Annotated in this window: 20 protein-coding genes; 10 read left to right on the plus strand and 10 right to left on the minus strand. The window is 69.3% G+C overall.

Going from position 1 to position 22,303, the window contains the following annotated elements:
- Window positions 1-167: 167 nt before the first annotated feature.
- Window positions 168-353 carry a hypothetical protein gene (locus ASC70_RS07020; protein WP_047408186.1) on the minus strand — a complete coding sequence of 62 codons (186 nt, stop codon included), beginning with the start codon at window positions 351-353 and terminating at the stop codon, window positions 168-170.
- Window positions 354-482: 129 nt separating this feature from the next.
- Here ASC70_RS07020 and ASC70_RS07025 point away from each other — a divergent pair, with 129 nt between their 5' ends.
- Window positions 483-965 carry an SRPBCC family protein gene (locus ASC70_RS07025; protein ID WP_056047995.1) on the plus strand — a complete coding sequence of 161 codons (483 nt, stop codon included), beginning with the start codon at window positions 483-485 and terminating at the stop codon, window positions 963-965.
- 144 nt (window positions 966-1,109) lie between these two features.
- Here ASC70_RS07025 and ASC70_RS07030 read toward each other — a convergent pair whose 3' ends face one another.
- A complete protein-coding gene (locus ASC70_RS07030; protein ID WP_056047998.1) occupies window positions 1,110-1,862 on the minus strand; it encodes an extensin family protein in 753 nt (250 codons plus the stop codon).
- 160 nt (window positions 1,863-2,022) lie between these two features.
- Here ASC70_RS07030 and ASC70_RS07035 point away from each other — a divergent pair, with 160 nt between their 5' ends.
- On the plus strand, window positions 2,023-3,402 hold the full coding sequence (locus tag ASC70_RS07035) for an MFS transporter (RefSeq protein ID WP_082539892.1): 1,380 nt from the start codon (window positions 2,023-2,025) through the stop codon (window positions 3,400-3,402).
- Window positions 3,403-3,518: 116 nt separating this feature from the next.
- On the opposite strand, the gene ASC70_RS07040 is transcribed toward ASC70_RS07035, so the two are convergent.
- From ASC70_RS07040 to ASC70_RS07050, 3 genes are all read right to left on the minus strand, one after another.
- Entirely contained in the window at window positions 3,519-5,507 is a 1,989-nt protein-coding gene (locus tag ASC70_RS07040) for a protein meaA (RefSeq protein WP_056048004.1), read from the minus strand.
- Window positions 5,508-5,535: 28 nt separating this feature from the next.
- Window positions 5,536-6,351: a hypothetical protein gene (locus ASC70_RS07045; RefSeq protein WP_056048007.1), complete on the minus strand. Its 816-nt coding sequence runs from the start codon at window positions 6,349-6,351 to the stop codon at window positions 5,536-5,538.
- Window positions 6,352-6,415: 64 nt separating this feature from the next.
- The gene (locus ASC70_RS07050) at window positions 6,416-7,147 is read right to left on the minus strand and encodes an enoyl-CoA hydratase/isomerase family protein (RefSeq protein ID WP_056048010.1); all 732 of its coding nucleotides are present in this window, start codon (window positions 7,145-7,147) and stop codon (window positions 6,416-6,418) included.
- A gap of 269 nt (window positions 7,148-7,416) precedes the next feature.
- On the opposite strand from ASC70_RS07050, the gene ccrA reads away from it, so the two are divergent.
- Window positions 7,417-8,691 carry a crotonyl-CoA carboxylase/reductase gene (gene ccrA, locus ASC70_RS07055; RefSeq protein ID WP_056048012.1) on the plus strand — a complete coding sequence of 425 codons (1,275 nt, stop codon included), beginning with the start codon at window positions 7,417-7,419 and terminating at the stop codon, window positions 8,689-8,691.
- A 170-nt stretch (window positions 8,692-8,861) separates the two neighbouring features.
- Here ccrA and ASC70_RS07060 read toward each other — a convergent pair whose 3' ends face one another.
- Both ASC70_RS07060 and ASC70_RS07065 read right to left on the minus strand, forming a co-directional pair.
- Window positions 8,862-10,052 (minus strand): MFS transporter, encoded by a 1,191-nt coding sequence (locus ASC70_RS07060; protein WP_056048015.1) that lies wholly within the window; start codon window positions 10,050-10,052, stop codon window positions 8,862-8,864.
- A gap of 245 nt (window positions 10,053-10,297) precedes the next feature.
- On the minus strand, window positions 10,298-11,650 hold the full coding sequence (locus ASC70_RS07065; protein WP_056048019.1) for a M1 family metallopeptidase: 1,353 nt from the start codon (window positions 11,648-11,650) through the stop codon (window positions 10,298-10,300).
- Window positions 11,651-11,748: 98 nt separating this feature from the next.
- On the opposite strand from ASC70_RS07065, the gene ASC70_RS07070 reads away from it, so the two are divergent.
- Complete coding sequence (locus ASC70_RS07070) at window positions 11,749-11,970, plus strand: hypothetical protein (RefSeq protein ID WP_056048022.1); 222 nt, start codon at window positions 11,749-11,751, stop codon at window positions 11,968-11,970.
- A 1-nt stretch (window position 11,971) separates the two neighbouring features.
- Here ASC70_RS07070 and ASC70_RS07075 read toward each other — a convergent pair whose 3' ends face one another.
- Window positions 11,972-12,301, minus strand: coding sequence for a hypothetical protein (locus tag ASC70_RS07075; RefSeq protein ID WP_056048025.1), 330 nt, complete (start codon window positions 12,299-12,301; stop codon window positions 11,972-11,974).
- 327 nt (window positions 12,302-12,628) lie between these two features.
- On the opposite strand from ASC70_RS07075, the gene ASC70_RS07080 reads away from it, so the two are divergent.
- The 4 genes from ASC70_RS07080 to ASC70_RS07095 all read left to right on the plus strand — a co-directional run bounded on the left by ASC70_RS07080 (window position 12,629) and on the right by ASC70_RS07095 (window position 16,971).
- Window positions 12,629-14,107, plus strand: coding sequence for a M20 family peptidase (locus ASC70_RS07080; protein ID WP_056048028.1), 1,479 nt, complete (start codon window positions 12,629-12,631; stop codon window positions 14,105-14,107).
- A 286-nt stretch (window positions 14,108-14,393) separates the two neighbouring features.
- Window positions 14,394-15,512 (plus strand): aromatic ring-hydroxylating dioxygenase subunit alpha, encoded by a 1,119-nt coding sequence (locus ASC70_RS07085; RefSeq protein WP_056048031.1) that lies wholly within the window; start codon window positions 14,394-14,396, stop codon window positions 15,510-15,512.
- Between the two features lie 153 nt (window positions 15,513-15,665).
- Window positions 15,666-16,187, plus strand: coding sequence for a type II CAAX prenyl endopeptidase Rce1 family protein (locus ASC70_RS07090; RefSeq protein WP_056048034.1), 522 nt, complete (start codon window positions 15,666-15,668; stop codon window positions 16,185-16,187).
- A gap of 52 nt (window positions 16,188-16,239) precedes the next feature.
- Entirely contained in the window at window positions 16,240-16,971 is a 732-nt protein-coding gene (locus ASC70_RS07095) for a hypothetical protein (RefSeq protein WP_056048037.1), read from the plus strand.
- Window positions 16,972-17,134: 163 nt separating this feature from the next.
- Here ASC70_RS07095 and ASC70_RS07100 read toward each other — a convergent pair whose 3' ends face one another.
- Both ASC70_RS07100 and ASC70_RS07105 read right to left on the minus strand, forming a co-directional pair.
- Window positions 17,135-17,755 (minus strand): SH3 domain-containing protein, encoded by a 621-nt coding sequence (locus ASC70_RS07100; protein ID WP_082539831.1) that lies wholly within the window; start codon window positions 17,753-17,755, stop codon window positions 17,135-17,137.
- 254 nt (window positions 17,756-18,009) lie between these two features.
- A complete protein-coding gene (locus ASC70_RS07105) occupies window positions 18,010-18,636 on the minus strand; it encodes a glutathione S-transferase family protein (RefSeq protein ID WP_056048041.1) in 627 nt (208 codons plus the stop codon).
- Window positions 18,637-18,759: 123 nt separating this feature from the next.
- On the opposite strand from ASC70_RS07105, the gene ASC70_RS07110 reads away from it, so the two are divergent.
- Together ASC70_RS07110 and ASC70_RS07115 are read left to right on the plus strand one after the other, a co-directional pair.
- Complete coding sequence (locus tag ASC70_RS07110) at window positions 18,760-20,466, plus strand: acyl-CoA dehydrogenase family protein (protein WP_056048044.1); 1,707 nt, start codon at window positions 18,760-18,762, stop codon at window positions 20,464-20,466.
- A 206-nt stretch (window positions 20,467-20,672) separates the two neighbouring features.
- Entirely contained in the window at window positions 20,673-22,280 is a 1,608-nt protein-coding gene (locus ASC70_RS07115) for a serine hydrolase (RefSeq protein ID WP_056048047.1), read from the plus strand.
- Window positions 22,281-22,303: the final 23 nt, after the last annotated feature.

Below are 22,303 nucleotides of genomic sequence, written 5' to 3' on the forward strand. Positions count from 1 at the left end.
TTGAGGCTGAGTTCACGGTCTTGCGGCCGTGCGGACCCGAAAAGTCCACACCTGCCTCGAACATGGATCCTGGGCACAGGGCCCAGGAAGGCAATGGGATTGGCGCCTGCCCCAGATGAAAGTCGATAAGCCTAGGAAGGCAGGGGTTTGGTCAGGAACCGAAGCGACTATTCGTGCGGATGCGCCCGGCCGATCGGCTCGCTCGGGGCGTCGTCCTCGTCGGCGTCCTCGGGGACCACGTGGGCGGGCTCGGCCTGGCGGGACAGGTCGCGGGCCCCGACCCCGCCGCCTTGCTGGATGTTGCGCTCGACCTCGACGCTGGTGGGTTCGTAGGCGTCCTCGCGTTCGGGCATGACGGTCGCTCCTGTCGTTCGTATCGAAGGCCAACGAGCCCCCGCGAAAAAAGTTTCGCGGCGATGTCGGGGGTGATGGGCGCCCGCCGTCCTTGGGGCGATAGTTCACTTCAACACCGGGAGAACCCCATGCCCCTCGACACCGCCAACTTCCCCGCTGACCGCGAGCTGGTCCTGGAACGCATCATCGATGTGCCGGCCGAGAAGCTCTACAAGTGCTGGACCACGCCGGAGCTGATGCCGCAGTGGTTCTGCCCCAAGCCCTGGACCGTCTCTAACGTCCGCAGCGACGTTCGCACCGGCGGCAACACCTACCTGGAAATGAACGGCCCGAACGGCGAGGTCATGCCGCAACCGGGCGTCTATCTGGAGGTCGTGCCGAACAAGAAGATCGTCTTCACCGACGCCTTCACCGAGACCTGGCAGCCGTCCGAGAAGCCGTTCATGGTCGCCATCGTCACGTTCGAGGACCTGGGCGACGGCAAGACCCGCTACCGCGCGGTCGCCCGCCACTGGAGCGCCGAGGACAAGGCCGCCCACGAACAGATGGGCTTCCACGAAGGCTGGGGCATCGTCGCCGACCAGTTGGCCGCGCTGGCGGCGACGCTGTAGGGCGCGTTCCCTCTCCCCTTGCGGGAGAGGGTGGCCGCCGGAGGCGGTCGGGTGAGGGGTCGCACCGCCCTATCGGACATGCCTATCAACCCCTCATCCGTCAGCTTCGCTGACACCTTCTCCCGCAAGGGGAGAAGGAAGACGCTAAGCGCACTTGTTCCACCCGCTCATGTCGAGGTGGAAGTGATCCCGATGCTCGGCGTTGTAGTCCGGGCTCAAGGTGGTCAGGAACACCTTGCACGCCCCGTCGCGCACCCGGCGCAGGAACTGGCCGCGCGGGCCCGGATCGGTCCAGTCGGCCGCCACGCTGACCACCTGGCCGTCGGTCAGCTTGAAGGCGGCGATGTCGATGGCGTCGGCGCTAGCGTGCTGGCTGATCGGGCCGTCCGGTAGGCCGTACTGCCGCCGGCACGCGTAGCTGCCATAGTGCTGGAAGGCGACCACGCCCTGGCCCAGCAGTTCGTCGGCGGCCGGCTGCACCACCTGCCGCTCCCAGATGGTCAGGGCCAACGCCTCCTTGCAGGCCAGCGGCGCGTCGGCCGGCTCGAACCGGGCCAGGCCGGTCTCCAGCCGCACCGCGTCGCGCATCCTGCACAGGTCGCCCTCGGTGCGGTCGGGGACCTCGGCATAGACCACGCCGGCCCGGCTCATGATGCCGCGACACAGCCTGGGATCGGCCCCGGCCCGCGCCGCCTTGACCCGGGTGGCCAGGCCGACCGGATCGACGACGCTGAGCGGCTTCCACGGCAGGTGCTGGTCAGGGATCTGGCGCTCGGCCACGAACGCCATCAGCAGCACGATCAGCCACAGGATGACCAGGCCGGCATAGCGGGCCAGGCGGGCGCGGTGACGAACCTCGTGCTCGATGCGCGGATTGTGCGGAACGCGGTAGCGCATGGGGGCGGGGGAGCGCCTTACGAAAGCGATGCGGAAAGGGTTAACGCCGCACCCAAGCACGACCATGGCGACCGGTTCAACCTCCGCATGGCTGTCAGGCTTCAGCGGGCTTGGCCCCGTGCACTTGGCTAGGTCGCCAAAAAGGGCCATGCAGCCTCACATGACTTCTTCCGACGCCCCCACGCGCCTGGTCGACAAGGCGCTCGCCCCCCGCTTCGCCCTGCTGTGCCTGGGCATCTGGCTGAACGCCGCCGACACCCTGGTGACGGCCACCATCATGCCCAGCGTCGCCCGTGAGATCGGCGGCTACCAGTATTTCGGCTGGTCGGTGGCGGCCTATCTGACCGGCTCGATCGTCGCCGGCGCCTGTTCGGGCAAGCTGTCGATGGCCCTGGGCCTGCGCACGGCCACGGCCCTGACCGGCCTGGTCTACGCGATCGGCTGCGCGATAAGCGCCCTGGCCCCGGAGTTCGTCACCTTCATCCTGGGCCGGCTGATCCAGGGCCTGGGCGCGGGGGCCGTGGTCGCCCTGTGCTACGTGGCCATCACCGCCCTGTTCCCCGAGAGCCTGTGGCCGCGCGTCTACGGCGCGGTGGCGGGGGTGTGGGGCGCGGCGACCCTGCTGGGACCGATGCTGGGCGGACTGTTCGCCGCCGCCGGCTTCTGGCGGGGGGCGTTCTGGCTGTTCGTGGTCCAGGCGGTGATCTTCGTCGGGGCGGTGCTGGTCATGCTGCCGGCCGGCAAGCGCGACGAGGGCCGCAGCCGCATCCCGACCTTGCAGCTGATCCTGCTGGTCGTCGGGGTCAGCCTGATCGGCGCGGCCGGGATCGTCGCCTCGCCGCGCTGGGTCGTGGTCCTGGCCGTCGGCGGGATCGCCGGCATGGCCGCCATGCTGGCCGCCAACACCCGCACCCATGACCGCCTGCTGCCCAAGTCGGCCGCCGACCTGCGCACCGCCACGGGCCTGGGCCTCTTGACCATCTTCGCCTGCGAGGCGGCGGTGATCGGCTTCACCGTCTACGGCCCCGCCTTCATCCAGGCCCGCCACCACGCCTCGCCGCTGACGGCCGGCTATGTCACCGGCGCCATCGCCGCCGGCTGGACCCTGTGCGCCATGGTGTTCGGCCACACCCCCGCCGACAAGGACGGCCGCCTGGTCAGGCTCGGCGCGGGGGTGATCCTGCTGGGGGCCCTGGCCAGCGCCTGGGCCGTGGCGCGGAGCGGGCTGGTCGAGATCGCCCTGGCGTTCGGCGTGATGGGCTGCGGCTTCGGCCTGGCCCACGCCTTCATCGCCCGCCGCGCCATCGCCGGCGCTCCCAGCGAGGAGCAGGCCATGGCGTCATCGGCCGTCCCGACCGCCCAGCTGATCGGCGGGGCGGCGGGTTCGGCGGGTGCGGGCGCGATGGCCAATGTTCTCGGCTTCAGCCACGGCATCGACCTGAGCCTGGCGCCGACCCATGGCCTAGTGCTGTTCGCCGCGTTCACGCCGCTGGCGCTGGTGGGGTTCGCGGCGGCTTGGCGGTTGGGGCGGAACACCTAAGCTGTCATCCCGGGCGAAGCGCAGCGCAGACCCGGGACCGCCACAGGCTCCAGCGCTTCCGGCGGTCCCGGATCGGCGCGCTTCGCGCTTGTCCGGGATGACAGTTTTCACGGACCTCACGCCCGCTCTAGCGCCGTCCGCTCCACCAGCTTGACCACATCGCCCATGATCTCCGTGATCTTGAAGTCCTTGGGCGTGTAGATCCGCGCCACGCCCATCTGCTTCAGGACCAGGGCGTCGGCCTCCGGGATGATGCCGCCGGCGACGACGGGGATGTGCTCCAGGCCCTCGGCGCGCATGACCCGCACCACCTCCTGCACCAGGTCGAGATGCGAGCCCGACAGGATCGACAGGCCGACCACGTGGGCGCGGCTCTCCTTGGCGCGGCGGACGATCTCCTCAGGCGTCGAGCGGATGCCGTCATAGACCACCTCCATGCCGCAGGCCCGGGCGCGGGTGGCGATCTGCTCGGCGCCGTTGGAATGGCCGTCCAGGCCGGGCTTGCCGACCAGATAGGTCAGGGTGCGGCCCAGCACCTCGGAGACCCGCTCGACCTCGCGCTTCACGGCCTCGACGTCCTCGGCTTCGCCGGTCGAGACGACCACAGCCACCCCGGTCGGGCCGCGATATTCGCCGAACACCTCGCGCAGGGCGCCGGCCCATTCGCCGGTGGTGACGCCGGCCTTGGCGGCGACGATCGAGGGCTCCATGACGTTGCGGCCGTCGCGGGCGGCGGCCTTCAGGTCGGATAGAGCGGCCTCGACCGCGGCCGTATCCCGGGCCTGGCGCCAGGCCTTGATGCGGACGACGACGTCCGCTTCGAGCAGGGGATCCACCGTCTCGATCGAGCCTCCGCCGGCGGAGAGCGGCGAGGCCTCGCTGTCGGTCCAGCGGTTGACCCCGACCACGGCCATGTCGCCGGTCTCGACCGACCGCACCCGCCGGGCGTTCGAGGCGACCAGCTCGGTCTTCATGTAGTCGATGGCGCTCGTGGCTCCGCCCATCTCGTCGATCAGGGCCAGCTGCTCCAGCGCCCCCTTGGAAAGCTCGGCGACCTTGGCCTCGACGACGTGGGAGCCGTCGAACAGGTCCTCGTATTCCAGCAGGTCGGTCTCGTAGGCCAGCACCTGTTGCAGGCGCAGCGACCACTGCTGGTCCCACGGGCGCGGCAGGCCCAAGGCCTCGTTCCAGGCCGGCAGCTGCAGGGCCCGGCAGCGGGCGTCCTTGCTGAGCGTGACGGCCAGGGCCTCGATCAGGATGCGGTAGACGTTGTTCTCGGGCTGCTGCTCGGTCAGGCCCAGGCTGTTGACCTGCACCCCGTAGCGGAAGCGGCGGGCCTTGGGGTCCTGGACGCCGTAGCGCTCCAGCAGGATCTGGTCCCACAGCCGGGTGAACGACCGCATCTTGCACAGCTCGGTGACGAACCGCACCCCGGCGTTGACGAAGAAGCTGATCCGCGAGGCGACGATCTCGAAGTCCTGGTCGGGCACCTGGCCGCCGGCCTTGACGGTGTCGAGCACGCTGATCGCCGTCGCCAGGGCGAAGGCCAGCTCCTGCTCGGGCGTCGCCCCGGCCTCCTGTAGGTGATAGCTGCAGACGTTCATCGGGTTCCATTTCGGAACCTCGCGATAGCACCAGGCGATCATGTCGCCGATCAGCCGCAGGCTCGGGCCGGGCGGGAAGATGTAGGTGCCGCGGCTCAGATATTCCTTGATCAGATCATTTTGCGTCGTGCCCTGCAGCAGCTTGCGGTCGGCCCCCTGCTCGTCGGCCAGGGCCACGTACATCGCCAGCAGCCAGGCGGCCGGCGCGTTGATGGTCATCGAGGTGTTCATCCGGTCCAGCGGGATCTCGCTGAACAGCTGGCGCATGTCGCCCAGGTGGCTGACCGGCACCCCGACCTTGCCGACCTCGCCGCGCGCCAGGATGTGGTCGGGGTCGTAGCCCGTCTGGGTCGGCAGGTCGAAGGCCACCGACAGCCCCGTCTGGCCCCGCGCCAGATTGGCCCGGTACAGCGTGTTGGACTTCTCCGCCGTCGAGTGCCCGGCATAGGTCCGGAAGATCCACGGCGGATCCGGCGCGTGCTGGTACGGCTTCGAGGACATGGCGGGCTCCCGGCGTTTTTAGTTCTTGTTATCGCCGATCATGATCTGGGATTTGCTGCGATGCAACGTGGGGGTTCGCGGGTGCGGGAGTAGGCGTGGCGAACGACGTGTTTCCTACGCTTCCCGGATGAAGCGACGGCGAAGGCGACGCTACTGAGGCTGTGGATGAAGTCAGGGGCGGAATAGCGGATTGACCGCCATCGCTACTTAGGATTTTGGCGGTAACAGCAGGCGCAGGCGGCTTGGATTTCTCGGGCTGAATGCCGGAAACGGCGGCGAAACCCAGAGCGATAGCGGCCGCCAACCCTAATCCAATGGCGGCGCTCTGCAGGCGGATGAAAAGCGTCCGCTCCTTGCCAACTTCTCTCCCGATTTCCTCGCGCTCGGCGTCCGTCTCCTTCCAGGCCTTATCCGTTTCGGCATCACGCTTCTGATCGGCGGCGATCCTGTCGTGCATCAAAGTGAGGTAGGCCTGCAGAGCAGCTTCCTCGCTGCCGAAGACGTGCTTGGCTCCGCTCAAATCAAGTGGCGCGAACGGATCGGCGGGCGGGGTACCTGCCCGATCAATCAGCCAGTCACGCTGGTGCATGACCACATCGATCCGAAGCTGATAGGCCCGAAGCACGGCGTGTCGTTGTGCAGCCCAGACGCCGAAGGTAAGGCCTAATCCCGATAGCACCAGAGGCACTTTGAATGCCGCAATGGCAAAGTTCGGGTCATCGAGATTGCCGATCATGCCCCCGATCGTGACTAGAGCAACGCCGTGGGCTGCGGCAATACCCCAAGCAGTCCGCGCCTCGTCGGCTAGCATCGCTGCGTGGTTTTCCTTGTAGTTCTCAAACATCTCGCCCTCCGCCGTGCAGCGACGCTTCCACAACTCTACCGGGTAAGCAAGCCTGGGAGGTGGCTCACCCTCCCGTGAACACCGCCGGCCGCTTGGCCATGAACGCCGCCCGGGCTTCCGCGTGATCGGCCGTCGCCGCGAGAGCCGGCGCTTCGGCCTCGGTCGTCGATAGCCCCGACGCCACCCGCTTGGTCGCCTCGACGGCCAGCGGCGCGCGGGAGGCGATCACGTGGGCCATGCCCAGCGCCGCCTCCAGCAACCCAGCCGCCGGATGGACCTCCGCCACCATCCCGTCCGCCAGGGCCCGGGCGGCGTCGAACGGCGCGCCGGTCAGCAGGTGAGGCTTGGCGCGGCTCTCGCCGACCAGCCGGACCAGCCGCCCGGCCGAGGCCGTCAGCCCCATCCGCACCGCCGAGCAGGCGAAGCTGGCGCGCTCGCTGGCCAGGCGGATGTCGCAGGCCAGGGCCAGCTCCAGCCCACCGCCGACGCACCAGCCGTCGATCGCGGCGATCACCGGCGCGCGGCATGCGGCCACCCGGTCGACCATGGCCAGGAAATGCAGGATCGCCGCGCTCTGGGTTTCGACGTCGCGCGACAGCGACTCTGCCAGGTCGTCACCGGTGCAGAAGGCCCCGTTCCGCCCGGTCAGCACCACGGCCCGCACCGCCCGGTCGGCCTCGATCGCGGCGAAGGCCTCCAGCAGCCGCGCCCGCGCGGCCATGGCCAGCACGTTGGCCGGCGCGACGTCCAGTTCGACGAGGGCGATCGAAGGTTCGGGATGCGACAGGTGGATCATGGCCCCGCCACCGTGGCCCGCGCCGCGCCGGCCCGCAACCTTCCCCCAAGGCAGCCGGCGCAACCATGCTGCGACGCACAAGATTCCGCTTGCCAGTTTCAAACAACTGTCTCAGCGTAGGGGGCTCCGGGCCAATTTCTTGCGCCCGAGAGCCAAAAAAAGATCCGAAGGCGAGACGTTTTCATCGTTTCGACCGCCGGACGCGCAGCCGAGTTTGTCCGTCGCGCGTTGTTGCAGCGCGGAATGGCGGGCCAGGAACGGGGAGTGAGATGACGACGCAGACGCTTGAAAAGACCGCGCTGAAGGACCTCTACGAGATCGGCGAGATCCCGCCGCCCTTCCACGTGCCGAAGACCATGTACGCCTGGAGCATCCGCAAGGAGCGCCACGGCAAGCCGACCCAGGCCATGCAGGTCGAGGTCGTGCCCACCTGGGAGATCGGCGAGGACGAGGTGCTGGTTCTCGTGATGGCCGCCGGCGTCAACTACAACGGCGTCTGGGCCGCGCTCGGCGAGCCGATCAGCCCGCTGGACGGCCACAAGCAGCCCTACCACATCGCCGGCTCCGACGCCTCGGGCATCGTCTGGGCGGTCGGCGCCAAGGTGAAGCGCTGGAAGCTGGGCGACGAGGTCGTCATCCACTGCAATCAGGACGACGGCGACGACGAGGAGTGCAACGGCGGCGACCCGATGTTCTCGTCCAGCCAGCGGATCTGGGGCTACGAGACGCCGGATGGCAGCTTCGCCCAGTTCTGCCGGGTGCAGTCGCGCCAGCTGCTGCCGCGTCCCAAGCACCTGACCTGGGAAGAGGCCGCCTGCTACACCCTGACCCTGGCCACCGCCTACCGCATGCTGTTCGGCCACAAGCCGCACGAGCTGAAGCCGGGCCAGAACGTGCTGGTCTGGGGCGCGTCGGGCGGCCTGGGCGTCTTCGCCGTGCAGCTGGCCGCCGTGGCCGGGGCCAACGCCATCGGCGTGGTCTCCAGCGAGGACAAGCGCGAGTTCGTGCTGTCGATGGGGGCCAAGGCGGTGCTGAACCGCAACGAATTCGACTGCTGGGGCCAGCTGCCCAAGGTCAACGGCCCCGAATTCACCGACTACATGAAGGAGAGCCGCAAGTTCGGCAAAGCGATCTGGCAGATCACCGGCAATCGCGACGTCGACCTGGTGTTCGAACATCCCGGCGAGGCGACGTTCCCGGTCTCGGTGTTCGTGGTCAAGCGCGGCGGCATGGTCGCCATCTGCGCCGGCACCAGCGGCTTCAACCTGACCATGGACGCCCGCTTCCTGTGGATGCGCCAGAAGCGGGTGCAGGGCAGCCACTTCGCCAACCTGATGCAGGCCTCGGCCGCCAACCAACTGGTCATCGACCGCCGCGTCGACCCGTGCCTGTCGGAGGTCTTCCCCTGGAACGACATCCCCGCCGCCCACGAGAAGATGCTGGCCAACCAGCACCTGCCCGGGAACATGGGTGTGCTGGTCTGCGCCCAGCGGCCGGGCCTGCGGACGTTCGAGGAAGTGCAGGAGCTTAGCGGGACGCTGTAATTCCCCCTTCTCCCCTTGCGGGAGAAGGTGTCAGCGAAGCAGACGGATGAGGGGTCGATAGCCCTGTCGGCTTGGCGCCCGGCCTATCCGCCGTCGCGGCTCGGTTCGTGCGCCCCCTCACCCAACCCGCTTCGCGGGCCACCCTCTCCCGCAAGGGGAGAGGGAGACCTCTAGCTTTCCCTACGCCCCACCCACGCCAGCACCGCCGCCGCCGCGCCGGTCGCCAACGCCACCGGGACCAGCGCCCCGACCACCGTCCCGCCGCCGGCCCCGCCGCCGATCAGCTGCGCCGCCGCCAGGGGACCGAAAATCGAGCCCAGGCGGCTGGCGGCGATGGCCGCGCCGACCCCGGCGCCGCGCACCGCGTCGGCATAGAGCCTCGGCGCCAGGCCATAGAGGGTGAACTGGCCGCCCATCAGCAGGAAGCCGGCGGCGAAGGCCAGGGCCGCGATCTGACCGCCCGCGCCAGCCGCCGCCAGGCCCAGCAGCGCCACGGCCAAGCCCAGGAACCCGCCGACCAGCGGCCAGCGCGGGCCGAAGCGGTCGGCCAGCAGGCCAAAGACGATCCCGCCGCTGGCCCCGCCCAGATTGAACAGCGCCGCCGCCGCGAACGCCGCGCTCTTGGGCAGGCCGCGCGCGACCAGCAGGGTCGGCAGCCAGTTCAGCAGCAGGTGCAGGATCAGGGCCGTCAGGGCCACGGCCAGCCACAGGCTGACGGTGACCGGCAGCCGGGCCGGCGCGAACAGCGAGGCCAGCGCCGCCCGGCCCTGGCGCGCGATCGCCTCGGGCCGCCCCAGCGGCAGGACGAGGTGCAGCAGCGGCGCGGCCAGCAAGGGCGCGATCCCGCCGAACACGAAGATCATCCGCCAGTCCTCGGCCAGCGGCGAGCGCGCCAGCAGGCCCGCCAGCGCCCCGCCCAGCGGTAGGCCGGCCGTGACCACCGCCACCATGGTCGCCTTGCGCGCCGCGCCCGCCTGCTCCGAGGCCAAGGCGATCAGCATCGGCATGGCCCCGCCCAGGCCCAGGCCCGTCAGGAAGCGCACCGCCAGCAAGGGCTCGAAACCGCGGGCCAGCGGCGTGGCCAGCGAGAACAGGCCGAACGCGATCGCGGAAAACACCAGCACCGGCCGGCGGCCAATGCGGTCGGCGATCGCCCCGCCGCCCGAGGCGCCCAGCATCAGCCCGATCAGGCTGGCGCTGAACGCCCAGCCGGCCTGGCCGGGCGACAGGCCCAGGGCCGGGACCATGCGCGGCGCGGCCACGCCCATCGACTGGATGTCGAAGCCCTCCAGCATCGCCGCCAGCAGGCAGACCACCCAGATCATCCACGCCCTGCTCGGCGCTCGCCTATCCGCGTCCATGGCCGCCTCCCCGTTGGGCTAATCGATATACGCTGAGAGTTGAATTTACCCGCCTTCCTGGGCCTCGTGCCCAGGACCCAGGGTTCAACTTCAGCGCAATTGAGGCTGAGTTCACGGCCTTTCGGTCGCGCGGCCCCAAAGAGGCCCCACCTGCCTCGAACATGGGTCCTGGGCACAGGGCCCAGGAAGGCAGTGGGATTTCCCCAGATGAATGTCGATCGGCTCTAGGACGAGACTAGGACAGACTAGGGACGGGGAACAGAACCGGGCGCGTCGGCCCCGAACACCCATTCCGCGAAGAGCGGGCGCAGATCCCGGCCGCTGGACGCTTCCATGGCGCGCTCGAAGTCGAGGCTGGTGACCGCGCCGCCGGCATGGGCTCGCGTATAGCGTCGCAAGCCGGCCCAGAAAGCCCGTTCGCCCAAGGTGGTCCGCAGATGATCCATGAACAGCGCGCCCTTGCTGTATTGGACCGCCCGCCGCGTCGCCAGGCTCGGATAACGTCCGTCCCAGGCCAACGGCTTGTCGAAGCCCGCCGCCCGCGCCTTGTCCAGGCGGCCACGCGCCACGGCCAGTTCGGCGTCGTAGGCGGCGCGCCCGTAGCGATGCTCTTTCCAAGCGGCGGTCATGAAGGTCGTGACGCCCTCGTTGAGCCAGAAGTCCTTCAGCGTCGCGCAGGTGACCAGATTGCCCCACCACTGGTGGGCCAGTTCGTGGGCGATGGCCCAGTCCTGGGCGGGGTCGTCCGCATTGGTCGCCAGCGCCTCGACGCCCAGGACGGAATAGGTCGCCGCCTCCTGCGCCTCGCGCCCCTTGACCAGCAGCTGGCTGTATTCGGAGACGGGCAGCGGCGCGCCGGCCTTGTCGGCGAAGAACCGGACCATGTCGCCCGTCGGCGCGAACCGCCGCTTCAGTTCGTCCGCGTCGGCGACCTCGCTGAGATAGGTCAGCCTGGCCGACCCGACCCGTTCCTCGACGCGGGCGAACCGGCCGACCGCGAAGCCGAACAGATAGGCCGAATAGGGCCGCGGCGCCGTCCAGCGATGAAGTTCGCCGCCGTCGGGCGCCGGTGTCTTGGCCACCTTCCGGCCGACCGACAGCGTCTCCATCCCGGCCGGCACATGGAGCGCCAGCGAGAACGCCGCCTTGTCGCCGAACTGGTCCTGAAGGCAGATCATCCAGTCGCAGGCGAAGTAGCTGGTGTAGAGCGACGTCGCCGACCCAGACAGGCCGCGCGCGGGCCGGCCGTGATACTGCACCTCCAGCCTGACGGCGCGTCCACGCTTGAGCGGCTGCCCCAGCGCGAAGCCGAGACCGTCGTCCTCGGACCGGGCGGTGACGGGAACGCCGTCGAGGGTCGCCTTGTCGATGGTCAGCCCGTTGCCCGAGAAATCGAGGCGCTGGAGCCCATCCCGCGTCGCGCGCAAGGTGATGACCTCGCGCCCGGCCACCGTTCCGTTCGGGATGTCCGGCGTCAGCGCCAGATCATAGCGCGTGACGTCGAAGCCTTCGCCCGGCGCGGCGGCGGCCAGGGCGGGGCCGGTCAGCAGGCCGATCGCCAGCGCGGCCCGGACAAGCTTGGTCTTCACATGCGCCATCGCCGCTCCCTGCTTCGGCCGAAGCTTGGCTTTACGAAAAACTCAACTTCGGCTGGCATTTATCGCTTTGGCCCATTTGGGGGCGAAAGGGAACGACGATGTCGAAGAGAAACCTAGCGGACCTCGTAGCGATCGCCGAGAAGGGCGGCGGCTTCGACCTCAGCGCCAGCGACTACGCGGCCACCGAGCTGGTCACGGTCGCCGACAGCCTCTGCAGCGGCGCGACGCTGCGGATCCGTGACGCGGACGCCTTGAGCACGGCGGAGCTCGGCTCGATCGCCCAGCACGGGCCGCCCGGCGCGGTGCAGTTCGCCTTCTAGGTCACAATCGGCCGCGTCCGCCGCCCCGGAGCCGGTCGAGGCCGCGCGTCGGGGCGTCTTCGGCGTCGAGGTCCCGCATTGCCAAAACCGAGGTGGGGGCCGACGCGGCCGCGAAGACCGCGCCGGCTCGGGCCGGCTTGGGCGGGGGCGTCATCGCCGCGATCTTGCGGGCGTTGGCGGCCATCTCGCCGCAGGCCCTGGCCTTGTCGCGGGCCTTGCGGATCAGGACGGGATCGTCGCTGGAGGCGATCGTCTCCCAGACCGCGTCGAGCGCCTTCATGAGCTTGGCTTGCAGGTTTTCGCACCAGGTGCGTGAGGAGGATTGGGTCATGCCTCCAGCTTGAGGCCGGTCGGAGCACCGGGGATAAGAAACGTGCGTTTTCCCACAAGCCTTTGAATTCGTTGTGGCGAGGTCGAAAAAGTACGGGGATTGAGTCCTCCCCCGCGCTGCGGGGGAGGTGGCCCGGAGGGTCGGAGGGGGCCAGCACGGCCGACCTCCAGCTAGCCCCCTCAGTCGCTCCGCGACAGCTCCCCCGCGTCGCGGGGGAGCATCGCCGCCCCCGCTCGCCCTGTGGATAACTTTCGCCGCGACGGCGGGATTGCCAGTCGCCCTCCTCCGCCGCACAGTCGCGCCCAACAAGTGTTCGGGGAGGTTGCGATGGGTGTCGGGGGAAGGGTCGCGCTGACGGCCGTGGGTCTGGTCCTGGCCGTGGCCGGCGTGGTCGCCGTGCGCACCGCCACCTTCAAGGCTCCGGCCCAGGTCGATCCCGGCGCGGTCAGGCTTGCCGCTGGACGTCCGCTGGACGTCGGCAAGGTCGCCGGACACTTGGCCGAGGCCGTCCGCTTCCAGACGATCAGCCACCAGGACAAGGCCGAAGACCAGCCGGCCGAGTGGGACAAGCTTCACGCCTGGCTGCAGGCGACCTACCCGCAGGCCCACAAGGTGATGACCCGCGAGGTCGTGGCCGAGCACACTCTGGTCTACACCTGGCCCGGCTCGAACCCGGCCCTGCCGCCGATCGTGCTGATGGCCCACCAGGACGTGGTGCCGGTCACGCCCGGCAGCGAGGGCCAGTGGAGCCATCCGCCGTTCGACGGGGTCATCGCCGACGGCGCGGTCTGGGGCCGGGGCTCGATCGACGACAAGGGCTCGCTGGTCACCCTGTTCGAGGCGCTGGACGCCGTCGCCGCCAGCGGCTTCAGGCCCGTGCGCACGATCATCGTGGTCAGCGGCCATGACGAGGAGGTGCGCGGCGTCGGGGCCCGGGCCGCCGCGGCCCTGCTCAAATCGCGCGGAATCAAGGCCCAGTTCGTGCTGGACGAGGGCATGGCCGTGGTCGCCGACCATCCGGTCACCGGCCAGCCCGCCGCGATCATCGGCACGGCCGAGAAGGGCTATGCGACGATGAAGGTCGTGGCTCCGGCCGTCGGCGGCCACTCGTCGGCCCCGCCCAAGGACGGCGGCGGCGTCGTCACCCTGTCGCGCGCCGTGGCGGCGATCAGCGACCATCCGTTCCCCATGAAGTTCCAGGGTCCGGGCGCGGACATGCTGAAGGCCATCGCCCCGCACGCCTCGCCGGTGGTCAAGATCTTCGCCGCCAACACCTGGCTGTTCTCGCCGCTGCTGGTGAAGGTCACGGCCAAGACCCCGGCCGGGGCGGCCATGCTGCACACCACCATCGCCCCGACCATGCTGAAGGGCTCGCCCAAGGAGAACGTGCTGCCGCAGGACGCCACGGCCTGGATCAACTACCGCATCGCGCCCGGCGACACCTCGGCCAGCGTGATGACCCGGGCCAAGGGCGCGGTCGGCGACCTGCCGGTGCAGCTGTCGTGGACCAAGACCCCGGACGAGCCCTCGGCCGTGTCCTCGACCAGCTCGGACGCCTGGAAGACCCTGGCCGGACTGGCCGCCGACGAGAGCAAGGCCCCGGTCGTGCCGGGCCTGGTCACCGCCGGCACCGACAGCCGCTACCTGGGCGAGGTGGCCAGCGACGTCTACCGCTTCCAGCCGTTGGTGCTGAAGGTCGACGAGACCAAGATCATCCACGGCACGAACGAGCACATCAGCCTGGACAATGTCGAGCGGATGGTGCGCTTCTACCAGCGTCTGGTGGAGACGGCCGCGTCGCGATAGTGGCCCTCTTCCGAACCGCCCCCTCAACCGCCTTCCAGGCCTTGTGCCTGGGACCCATGGCGGGACCGGGCTCGGGTCATCCGAAGTGACGCCGTCAGCGTGGCCGCGCACAATCCAGCGACTGGGCGGCGGAACGATGGGTCCCAGGCACAAGGCCTGGGAAGGCGGAGTATTTTTCGGCTTTCAATCTTGAAGCCGCCAAAAGCTTGAGCGTGACGCAGGGACCCGAACGCGCGACATTGGGCCTCAAGTGACGGCGTTCACAAACCCACGTTAGAAGCTTTCCATGCCTCCCGCCGACGACTCTCCGCTCCTGAAAGCCAAGCTGGCCAAGCCAATCGTCGACAAGTTCGGCGAAGGCTTCGTCTGGGACGCCTGGTACGTGGCCTGCCTGTCGCCCGACCTCAAAGCCGGCAAGATGGACAAGCGCGAATATCTCGGCGAGCCGGTGCTGCTGGGCCGCACGCGGGCCGGGGCGGTCTACGCCATCCGCGACATCTGCCCCCACCGCGCCGCCGCCCTGTCGGCCGGCCGGGTCCACCGCGAGGCCGACGGGACCGACAGCGTCGAGTGTCCCTATCACGGCTGGCGGTTCGGACCGGACGGGGCCTGCAAGGCGATCCCGTCCCTGACCGGCGACAGCGACTTCGACATCTCCAAGGTGCGGGTGCGCCGCTATCCGACGGTCGAGCAGCAGGGCCTGGTCTGGATCTGGATGTCCTCGGACCCGCGCTTCGACGGCGCCCCGCCCGAGCCGCCGCCGACCATCCCCGGCGTGGTGGGCGGCAAGCCCAAGCTGGTCGACCACCTGGACTACGACATCCATATCGACCACGCGGTGCTGGGCCTGATCGATCCGGCCCACGGCCCCTATGTCCATCAGCAATGGTGGTGGCGGACCAAGACCAGCCAGCACGAGAAGAACAAGCGCTTCGCCCCCTCGGAGGCTGGCTTCACCATGGTGCGGCACGAGCCGTCCAAGAACTCCAAGGCCTACGCCATCCTGGGCGGCGAGCCGCTGACCGAGATCACCTTCCGCCTGCCCGGCCTGCGCTGGGAGCACGTGACGGTCGGCGACAAACAGGTGCTGGCCCTGTCGGCCATGACGCCGATCAACGCCCACAAGACCCGGATGAACCAGATCATGTGGTCGGATCACTGGGCCTTCACGGCGCTGTATCCGATCATCCGGATCGCGGCCCGCGCCTTCCTGCGCCAGGACGGCGCCATCGTCGCGGCCCAGACGCCGGGGCTGCGCAGCAATCCGCCGCTGATGTGGGTAGGCGACGCCGACCAGCAGGCCCGCTGGTACCACCAGTGCAAGCGCGAATGGGCCGCCAGCCGGAGCGAGGGGCGGGCTTTCGTGAACCCGGTCAAGGATTCGACGCTGCGGTGGCGGACTTAGGGGATTTCCCCCTCTCCCCTTGCGGGAGAGGGTGGCCCGCGAAGCGGGTCGGGTGAGGGGTCGCACTCCGCTTTCGGATAGGCTTTTCAACCCCTCATCCGTCAGCTTCGCTGACACCTTCTCCCGCAAGGGGAGAAGGGAAGGGCTTGGGAAATGGCGCTGAGCTGCAAAATTTATCAGGCGCGACTGCTCGCCAGCCTCCGCACCCTGCCCTCGGCGCGCGGCTGGGCGTTCTGCGGTCTCGTCTCCGCCGCCACCCTGGCGCTGATGATGCTGATCGGCTTCACGACCGGATTCTACACGCTCCAGCCCGCCGAGCCCGGCCTGCCCCTGCGGCTGCTGGTGGTGTTCTTCGTCCCGGCCCTGGGCGAGGAGATCCCGTTCCGAGGCCTGCTGACACCAGGCCCCGAAGAGACCCAACGTCCGAAGCTCGAGATCGCCGTCTCCACCGCCCTCTACACCCTCTGGCACGTGGTCGAGGCCGTGACCTTCCTGAAGTCCGCCGCCAGCGTATTCCTGCGGCCCGACTTCCTGCTGTGCTGCGCGGTGCTGGGCCTGGGCTGCGCGGTGATGAAGCGCCGGACCGGCTCGGTCTGGCCGGCGGTGATCCTGCACTGGGCCCTGGTGGTGATCTGGCAGACCTGGCTGGGCGGGGTCCGCGCGCTGGGCGGTTGATGCCGGCGGCGCGTCGGGCCACTCTGCGTCGCTAAACCTCCGGAGGAGTTACATGCGGCGCGCCATCGGTCTCTGCCTAAGCCTACTCATCGCCGCGCCCGCCTTCGCGGCGCCCGAGACGCCGTTCGCCCACTATCAGGCGGTGACCGCCAAGACCCCCGGCGGCTGTCCCGGTTTCGGCGACCTCGACCTGGCGCGACTGCCGCCGGACGCCTGGACGACGCCGCCGCCGGTCCTGGCCGACCACCAGGCCTTGCGCGCCAAGACGGGCGCCGCGCCGCCGCCGACGGCGGGCCAGCGCCTGATGATCCTGTGGAGCGGCGGCCACCACGAGTCGGTCTCGGGCAGCGTGGCGGTGGTGCGCGGCGCCGACGGAGTCTGGCGCGCCAGCGGCGTCGACACCTACGAATCCTGGGTCCCGCCGCCGCCGTTGACGACCTTGAAGCCGGCGCCCCTGGGCCAGGAAGCCGCGCCGACGCCGGATCCGACGCCGCGGCGTCCCAGCGTCTCGCGGCGCGAATGGGTGCTGAGCGCCGGCGACAGCGCCAGGATGGACGCCCTGGTCGCCAGCCCCTGCCTCGAGGCCGAGCCGCGCGGCGTCATCCTGCACACCCGCCCCTACCGGCTGGATGGAAGTCAGGCGTTCTGCGTCGGCGGCGTGGTCACGACCCTGGAAGTGTTCGACGCTCGCGAACGGCGCCTGGCCAGCACCCAGCATTGCGGCCGCTGGGGCGTGGCGGGGCAGATCGTCGACCTGGCCTTCACGAGCGCGCCACCGCGATAGCTCATATGAAAAGCCCGTCCGGTCAGGGGGTGACCGAACGGGCTCTCTTGTCGAAGCGCGGCCAGAGGGACGGAGCGGACGCGCTCCGAAAGCTCGGCGAGGGTGACAGCCGAAAGTGGAAGCCGGTTTCGGCGCCCGTCACCCTCGAAAGCCTAGGTCCCGATTAGGCGCGGTAGACGTAGGCGCTGGAGACGTAGCCGACGCCGACGCCGTCCTGGCCGACCAGGATCCACTTGCCGTCACCGGTGCGGCCCAGGGCCTGGAAGGTCGTGCCCGACTCCACGGCGCCCAGACGTTCGCCCCGGGTCGAGGCGGCGGCGCGCAGGTTCAGGGTCGAGCGGGCGACGTACTTCTTCTCGATCTTGACCAGCGGCGCGGCCTGGACGGTCTGGGCGTAGCGGTAGCCGCCCGACTTGTAGATCCCGCCGACCTCCTTGGCCGCGTCGCTCTTCTGCATGCCGCAGCCGACCGCCGAACCGGCGCCCGCGCCGACCACGGCGCCGATGGCCGTGCCCGTACCACGATCGCCCTTGCCGGCGATCTTGTTGCCGGCGACCGCGCCCAGCAGGCCGCCCAGCACCGCGCCGACTTCCTGCTTGGAGCCCGAGGCCTTGCAGCCGACGACGCCGGCGCTGGCTTGCGGGGCGGCGGTCAGGGCCAGGGCCGAGGCGGCCGCGCCGATGGTCAGGGTGATGGTCTTGATCTTGGTGGTGATGGTCATGGTCTTGTTCCTTCGTCCCTTGTGATGTGTCCGAGGCCGTCTCGACCTCGTGAGACGCAACATGACAAGGCGAAGCTGAACGGTGTCGGCGACCCGACTGACAGAGTTCGTTCATGTTGGAAAAAAGTTTGGGGGAGCGTCCCCAACCCCTCTCCCCTTGCGGGAGAGGGTGACCCGCGCAGCGGGTCGGGTGAGGGGTTGAAGGACCGAGCAACCGCGACCGCCATCGATGCCAAGCGCCAAGCCGACAGGACTATCGACCCCTCATCCGACCGCCTTCGGCGGCCACCTTCTCCCGCATGGGGAGAAGGAAGACTTCAAGCCCCCAGCGCGTAGGGCCCGCTCTTCTCCAGGGCCGCCTTCCAGGCCGGGCGTTCGTGCATCCGCCCGATCCAGGCGGCCATGTGCGGATAGTCGGCCAACTTGCCCATGGCCCGGGCGACCTCGGGCACGAAGCTCATCTGGATATCGGCCCCGGTCAGGGTCTCGCCGACGAAGACCTCGCGGCCCGCCAGGTGATCGTTGACGAACGACAGGTGGTTGCCGATCTCACCCTGGATGCGCGGGTGCAGCGGCGCGCCTGCCTCGCCCAGGCGGCCGACATACATGTTGAGCATCAGCGGCAGCATGGCCGAGCCCTCGGCGTAGTGCAGCCATTGCTGGTAGCGGTCGAAGTCGGCCGAGGCCGGATCGGGGGCCAGGCGGCCCTCGCCATGGCGGCGGATCACGTAGTCGATGATCGCCCCGGACTCGATGATCGTCAGATCCCCATCCACGATCACCGGCGACTTGCCCAGCGGATGGATCGCCGTCAGCGACGGCGGGGCCAGGCGGGTCTTAGGATCGCGGGTGTGGAAGACGATCTCGTAGGGCAGGCCCAGCTCCTCCAGCAGCCAGAGGATCCGCTGCGAGCGCGACTCGTTCAGGTGATGGACCGTGAGCATGTTTCTTCCCCTTTTATGACTTTTATGCTGCGCTGCGACATTGCTCGCAGATGCGAAATGAGCCACGGTGAAAGAAAACAACTGTTTGGCCCAAGACGCCACTTGGGAATGGGGAGCAAGCTAATGACCGATACGGTCAGCCAGGACACCGCCGAGACTCTCATCTTGCCAGGCTTGATCGGCCTGCTGCGCGAAGCGGCTGACTCCGCCAGCTTGTTCGTGGCCGAGGCCAAGCCGCAGGTGCTGGCCCACATCGCCGGCCCCAATGGCCCCAATGGCGGCAAGGTCGACCGCAAGCTGGCCGACGTCCACCAGCACCGCGTCCACGGCTATGGCTGGTACGCGGCCTATGCCGAGCTGATGAACCAGGTCGCCGGCTGGGCCGAGCGGCTGCAGGCCGAGGGCCGGTTCGGCGAGATCGAGGCGCTGCTGGCCCAGCTGCTGTTCTCCGAATACGCCGCCCAGCTGATCGGCGGCGTGCCGATGAACCAGGGCGAGATCGTCCGCCCCGCGCACCTGATCGAAGACCGCGCGGTGATGAACCGCCTGTTCTCGAACGGCATCATGAAGCTGATGGTCGAGGGCGGCACGCAAGCCGTGAAGACCCGCATCGCCCGGCGCCTGGCCGAAGCGCGCGGCCGGCCGACCCTGGAGCACACCGGCCTCGACGAGACGTTCGAGATGGTCCGCGACCAGTTCCACGCCTTCGCCGAGGAGAAGGTCACCCCCTTCGCCCACGACTGGCACCTGAAGGACCAGCTGATCCCGATCGAACTGGTCGAGGAGCTGGGCGCGCTGGGCGTGTTCGGCCTGACCATCCCCGAGGAATACGGCGGCAGCGGCATGGGCAAGACCGCCATGTGCGTGGTGTCCGAGGAGCTGTCGCGGGCCTGGATCGGCGTCGGCTCGCTGGCCACCCGCTCGGAGATCGCCGGCGAGCTAATCCTGACCGGCGGCACCGACGCCCAGAAGCAATATTGGCTGCCCCGGATCGCCAGCGCCGAGATCCTGCCGACCGCCGTCTTCACGGAACCCAACACCGGCAGCGACCTCGGGTCCTTGCGCACCCGCGCCGTGCTCGACGGCGACCGGTATGTGGTGACCGGGAACAAGACCTGGATCACCCACGCCGCCCGCGCCGACGTCATGACCCTGCTGGTCCGCACTGACTCGGCCACCACCGACTATCGCGGCCTGTCGATGCTGCTGGCCCCCAAGCCGCGCGGCGTCGAAGGGAACGACTTCCCCGCCCAGGGCATGGGCGGCGGCGAGATCGGGGTGATCGGCTATCGCGGCATGAAGGAGTACGAGCTGGCCTTCGACGGCTTCACCGTGCCGGCCGAGAACCTGCTGGGCGGTGTGCCGGGCCAGGGCTTCAAGCAGCTGATGGCCACCTTCGAGAGCGCCCGCATCCAGACCGCCGCCCGCGCCATCGGCGTGGCCCAGGCGGCGCTGGAGACGGGCCTGGCCTACGCCCTGGACCGCCAGCAATTCGGCCAGGCGATCTTCGAATTCCCCCGCGTCGCCAACAAGCTGGCCATGATGGCCGCCGAGATCATGGGCGTGCGCCAGCTGACCTACTACGCCGCCCGCCAGAAGGACGAGGGCAAGCGCTGCGACCTCGAGGCCGGCATGGCCAAGCTGATCGCCGCCCGCGTCGCCTGGGCGGCGGCCGACAACGCCCTGCAGATCCACGGCGGCAACGGCTTCGCGATGGAGTACGCGGCGAGCCGGCTGCTGGCGGATGCGCGGATCCTCAACATCTTCGAAGGGGCGGGGGAGATCCAGGCGCAGGTGATCGCGCGGCGGCTGCTGGACGAGGGGAATTAGAAAAATCCCTTTCCCCGAGGGAGAGGGCGGGGCCCGCGCCAAAGGCGTGGGAGGGTGAGGGGTTAAGCGGCCAACGGTGAAACCCCTCACCTCCCATTGCTGCGCAATGGGTCCCTCCTCTCCCTCTGGGAGAGGAACGATAATTGCGCCTTGTCCGTACGCTGAGGCTCAGCCTAGCCTCACGACCCAGACAAAAGGACGCTTCCATGCTCGCCACGACCCGCCGCGCCGCCCTCCTCTCGGCTTTCGCGACAACCGGCCTGGCGGCATTCGAGAACAAGGCCTGGGCCCAGGAGACCGGCGCGGTCGGGGCGGCGGTCGACCGTTACGCGCAGGAGGTCATGGCCGCCTTCCCCGACCAGCCGGGCCTGGGGATCACCGTCGTCGAGAACGGCAGGGTCACCCTGGCCAAGGGCTATGGCGTCAAGAAACTGGGAACCCAGGACCGCTGCGACGAGAACACCGTCTTCGGCATCGCCTCGAACACCAAGGCCATGACCGCCGCCCTGATCGCCATGCTGGTCGAGGAAGGCAAGGTCGAGTGGGACGCGCCGGTCACCAGGTATCTCCCGCAATTCCAGATGAGCGACCCGGCCATCACCAAGCTGATGACCGTCCGCGACCTGCTGGTCCACCGCAGCGGCCTGACCCTGGGGGCCGGCGACCTGATGATCTGGCCGGCCCCGACCCACACCCGGGCCGAGATCGTCGCGGGCCTGAAATACCTGCCGATCGGCGGCCAGTTCCGGGGCGGCTACGCCTATGACAACGTCCTCTATGTCGCGGCCGGGGCGCTGATCGAGGCGGTCACCGGCCAGACCTGGGAAGCGGTGATCAAGGCCCGGATCTTCGATCCCCTCGGCATGACCAGCACCGTCTCCAGCCCCGCCCTGGTCGACCGCGCCCGCCGGGCCGAGCCGCACGCCCGCCTGGGTCCGCCGGTGCGCGGCCTGGGCCCCCAGACCGTGCTGCCGTTCGACGCCAGCTTCGACGCCGCCGGTCCGGCCGGCGGGGTCAATTCCACGCCCAAGGACATCGCCAAGTGGATGCAGGTGCAGCTGGCCCTGGGCATGCTGCCCGACGCCCGCCGCCTGTGGAGCGAGCCCACCGCCCGCGAGATGTGGAAGCCGCAGACCATCACCACCTCGACCGACGGCCCGACCGACGAGAACCCGGTCCGCCCCTCGATCCAGGCCTACGCCCTGGGCTGGTTCGTCCAGGATCATCGCGGCGAGCGCCTGCTCTGGCACACCGGCGGCCTGGCCGGCTTCATCTCGTACACCGGCCTGCTGCCGGGCCGCCGCAGCGGGATCATGGTGATGACCAACGCCGAGGAGACCCCGGTGCTGCGGTCGCTGCGCTACGGCGGCCCCGACCGGCTGCAGGGGCGCGCCGACTTCGACTGGATCGCCTCCAGCAAGCGCGTCCAGGCCGAGGCCGACGCCCAGACGGTCAAGGACGCGGCCCGGGCCGTCGCCCCCAGCAGCGGGGCCAAGCCCAGCCTGCCGCTCTCGGCCTATGCCGGCGTCTATCGCGACCCCTGGTACGGCACGGTGACGATCAGCGTGGTGGGAAAAGGCAAGGCCCAGTCCCTGCACGTCTCGTTCGACAAGACCCCCGCCCTGCGCGGCAAGCTCGACCCGTTCGACGGCGAGACCTTCAAAACCACCTTCGACGACCGCACCCAGGAGGACGCCTTCTTCACGTTCGACCTGAAGGACGGCAAGGTGATCTCGACCCTGGTCAAGGCCGTTTCGCCGCTGGCCGACTTCAGTTTCGACTACCAGGACCTGCGCCTGATCAAGGAAAGCTAGACCGCACCGGAAGCTTGGAACCC

The organism is Caulobacter sp. Root343, from assembly GCF_001425745.1.
Lineage (GTDB): Bacteria > Pseudomonadota > Alphaproteobacteria > Caulobacterales > Caulobacteraceae > Caulobacter.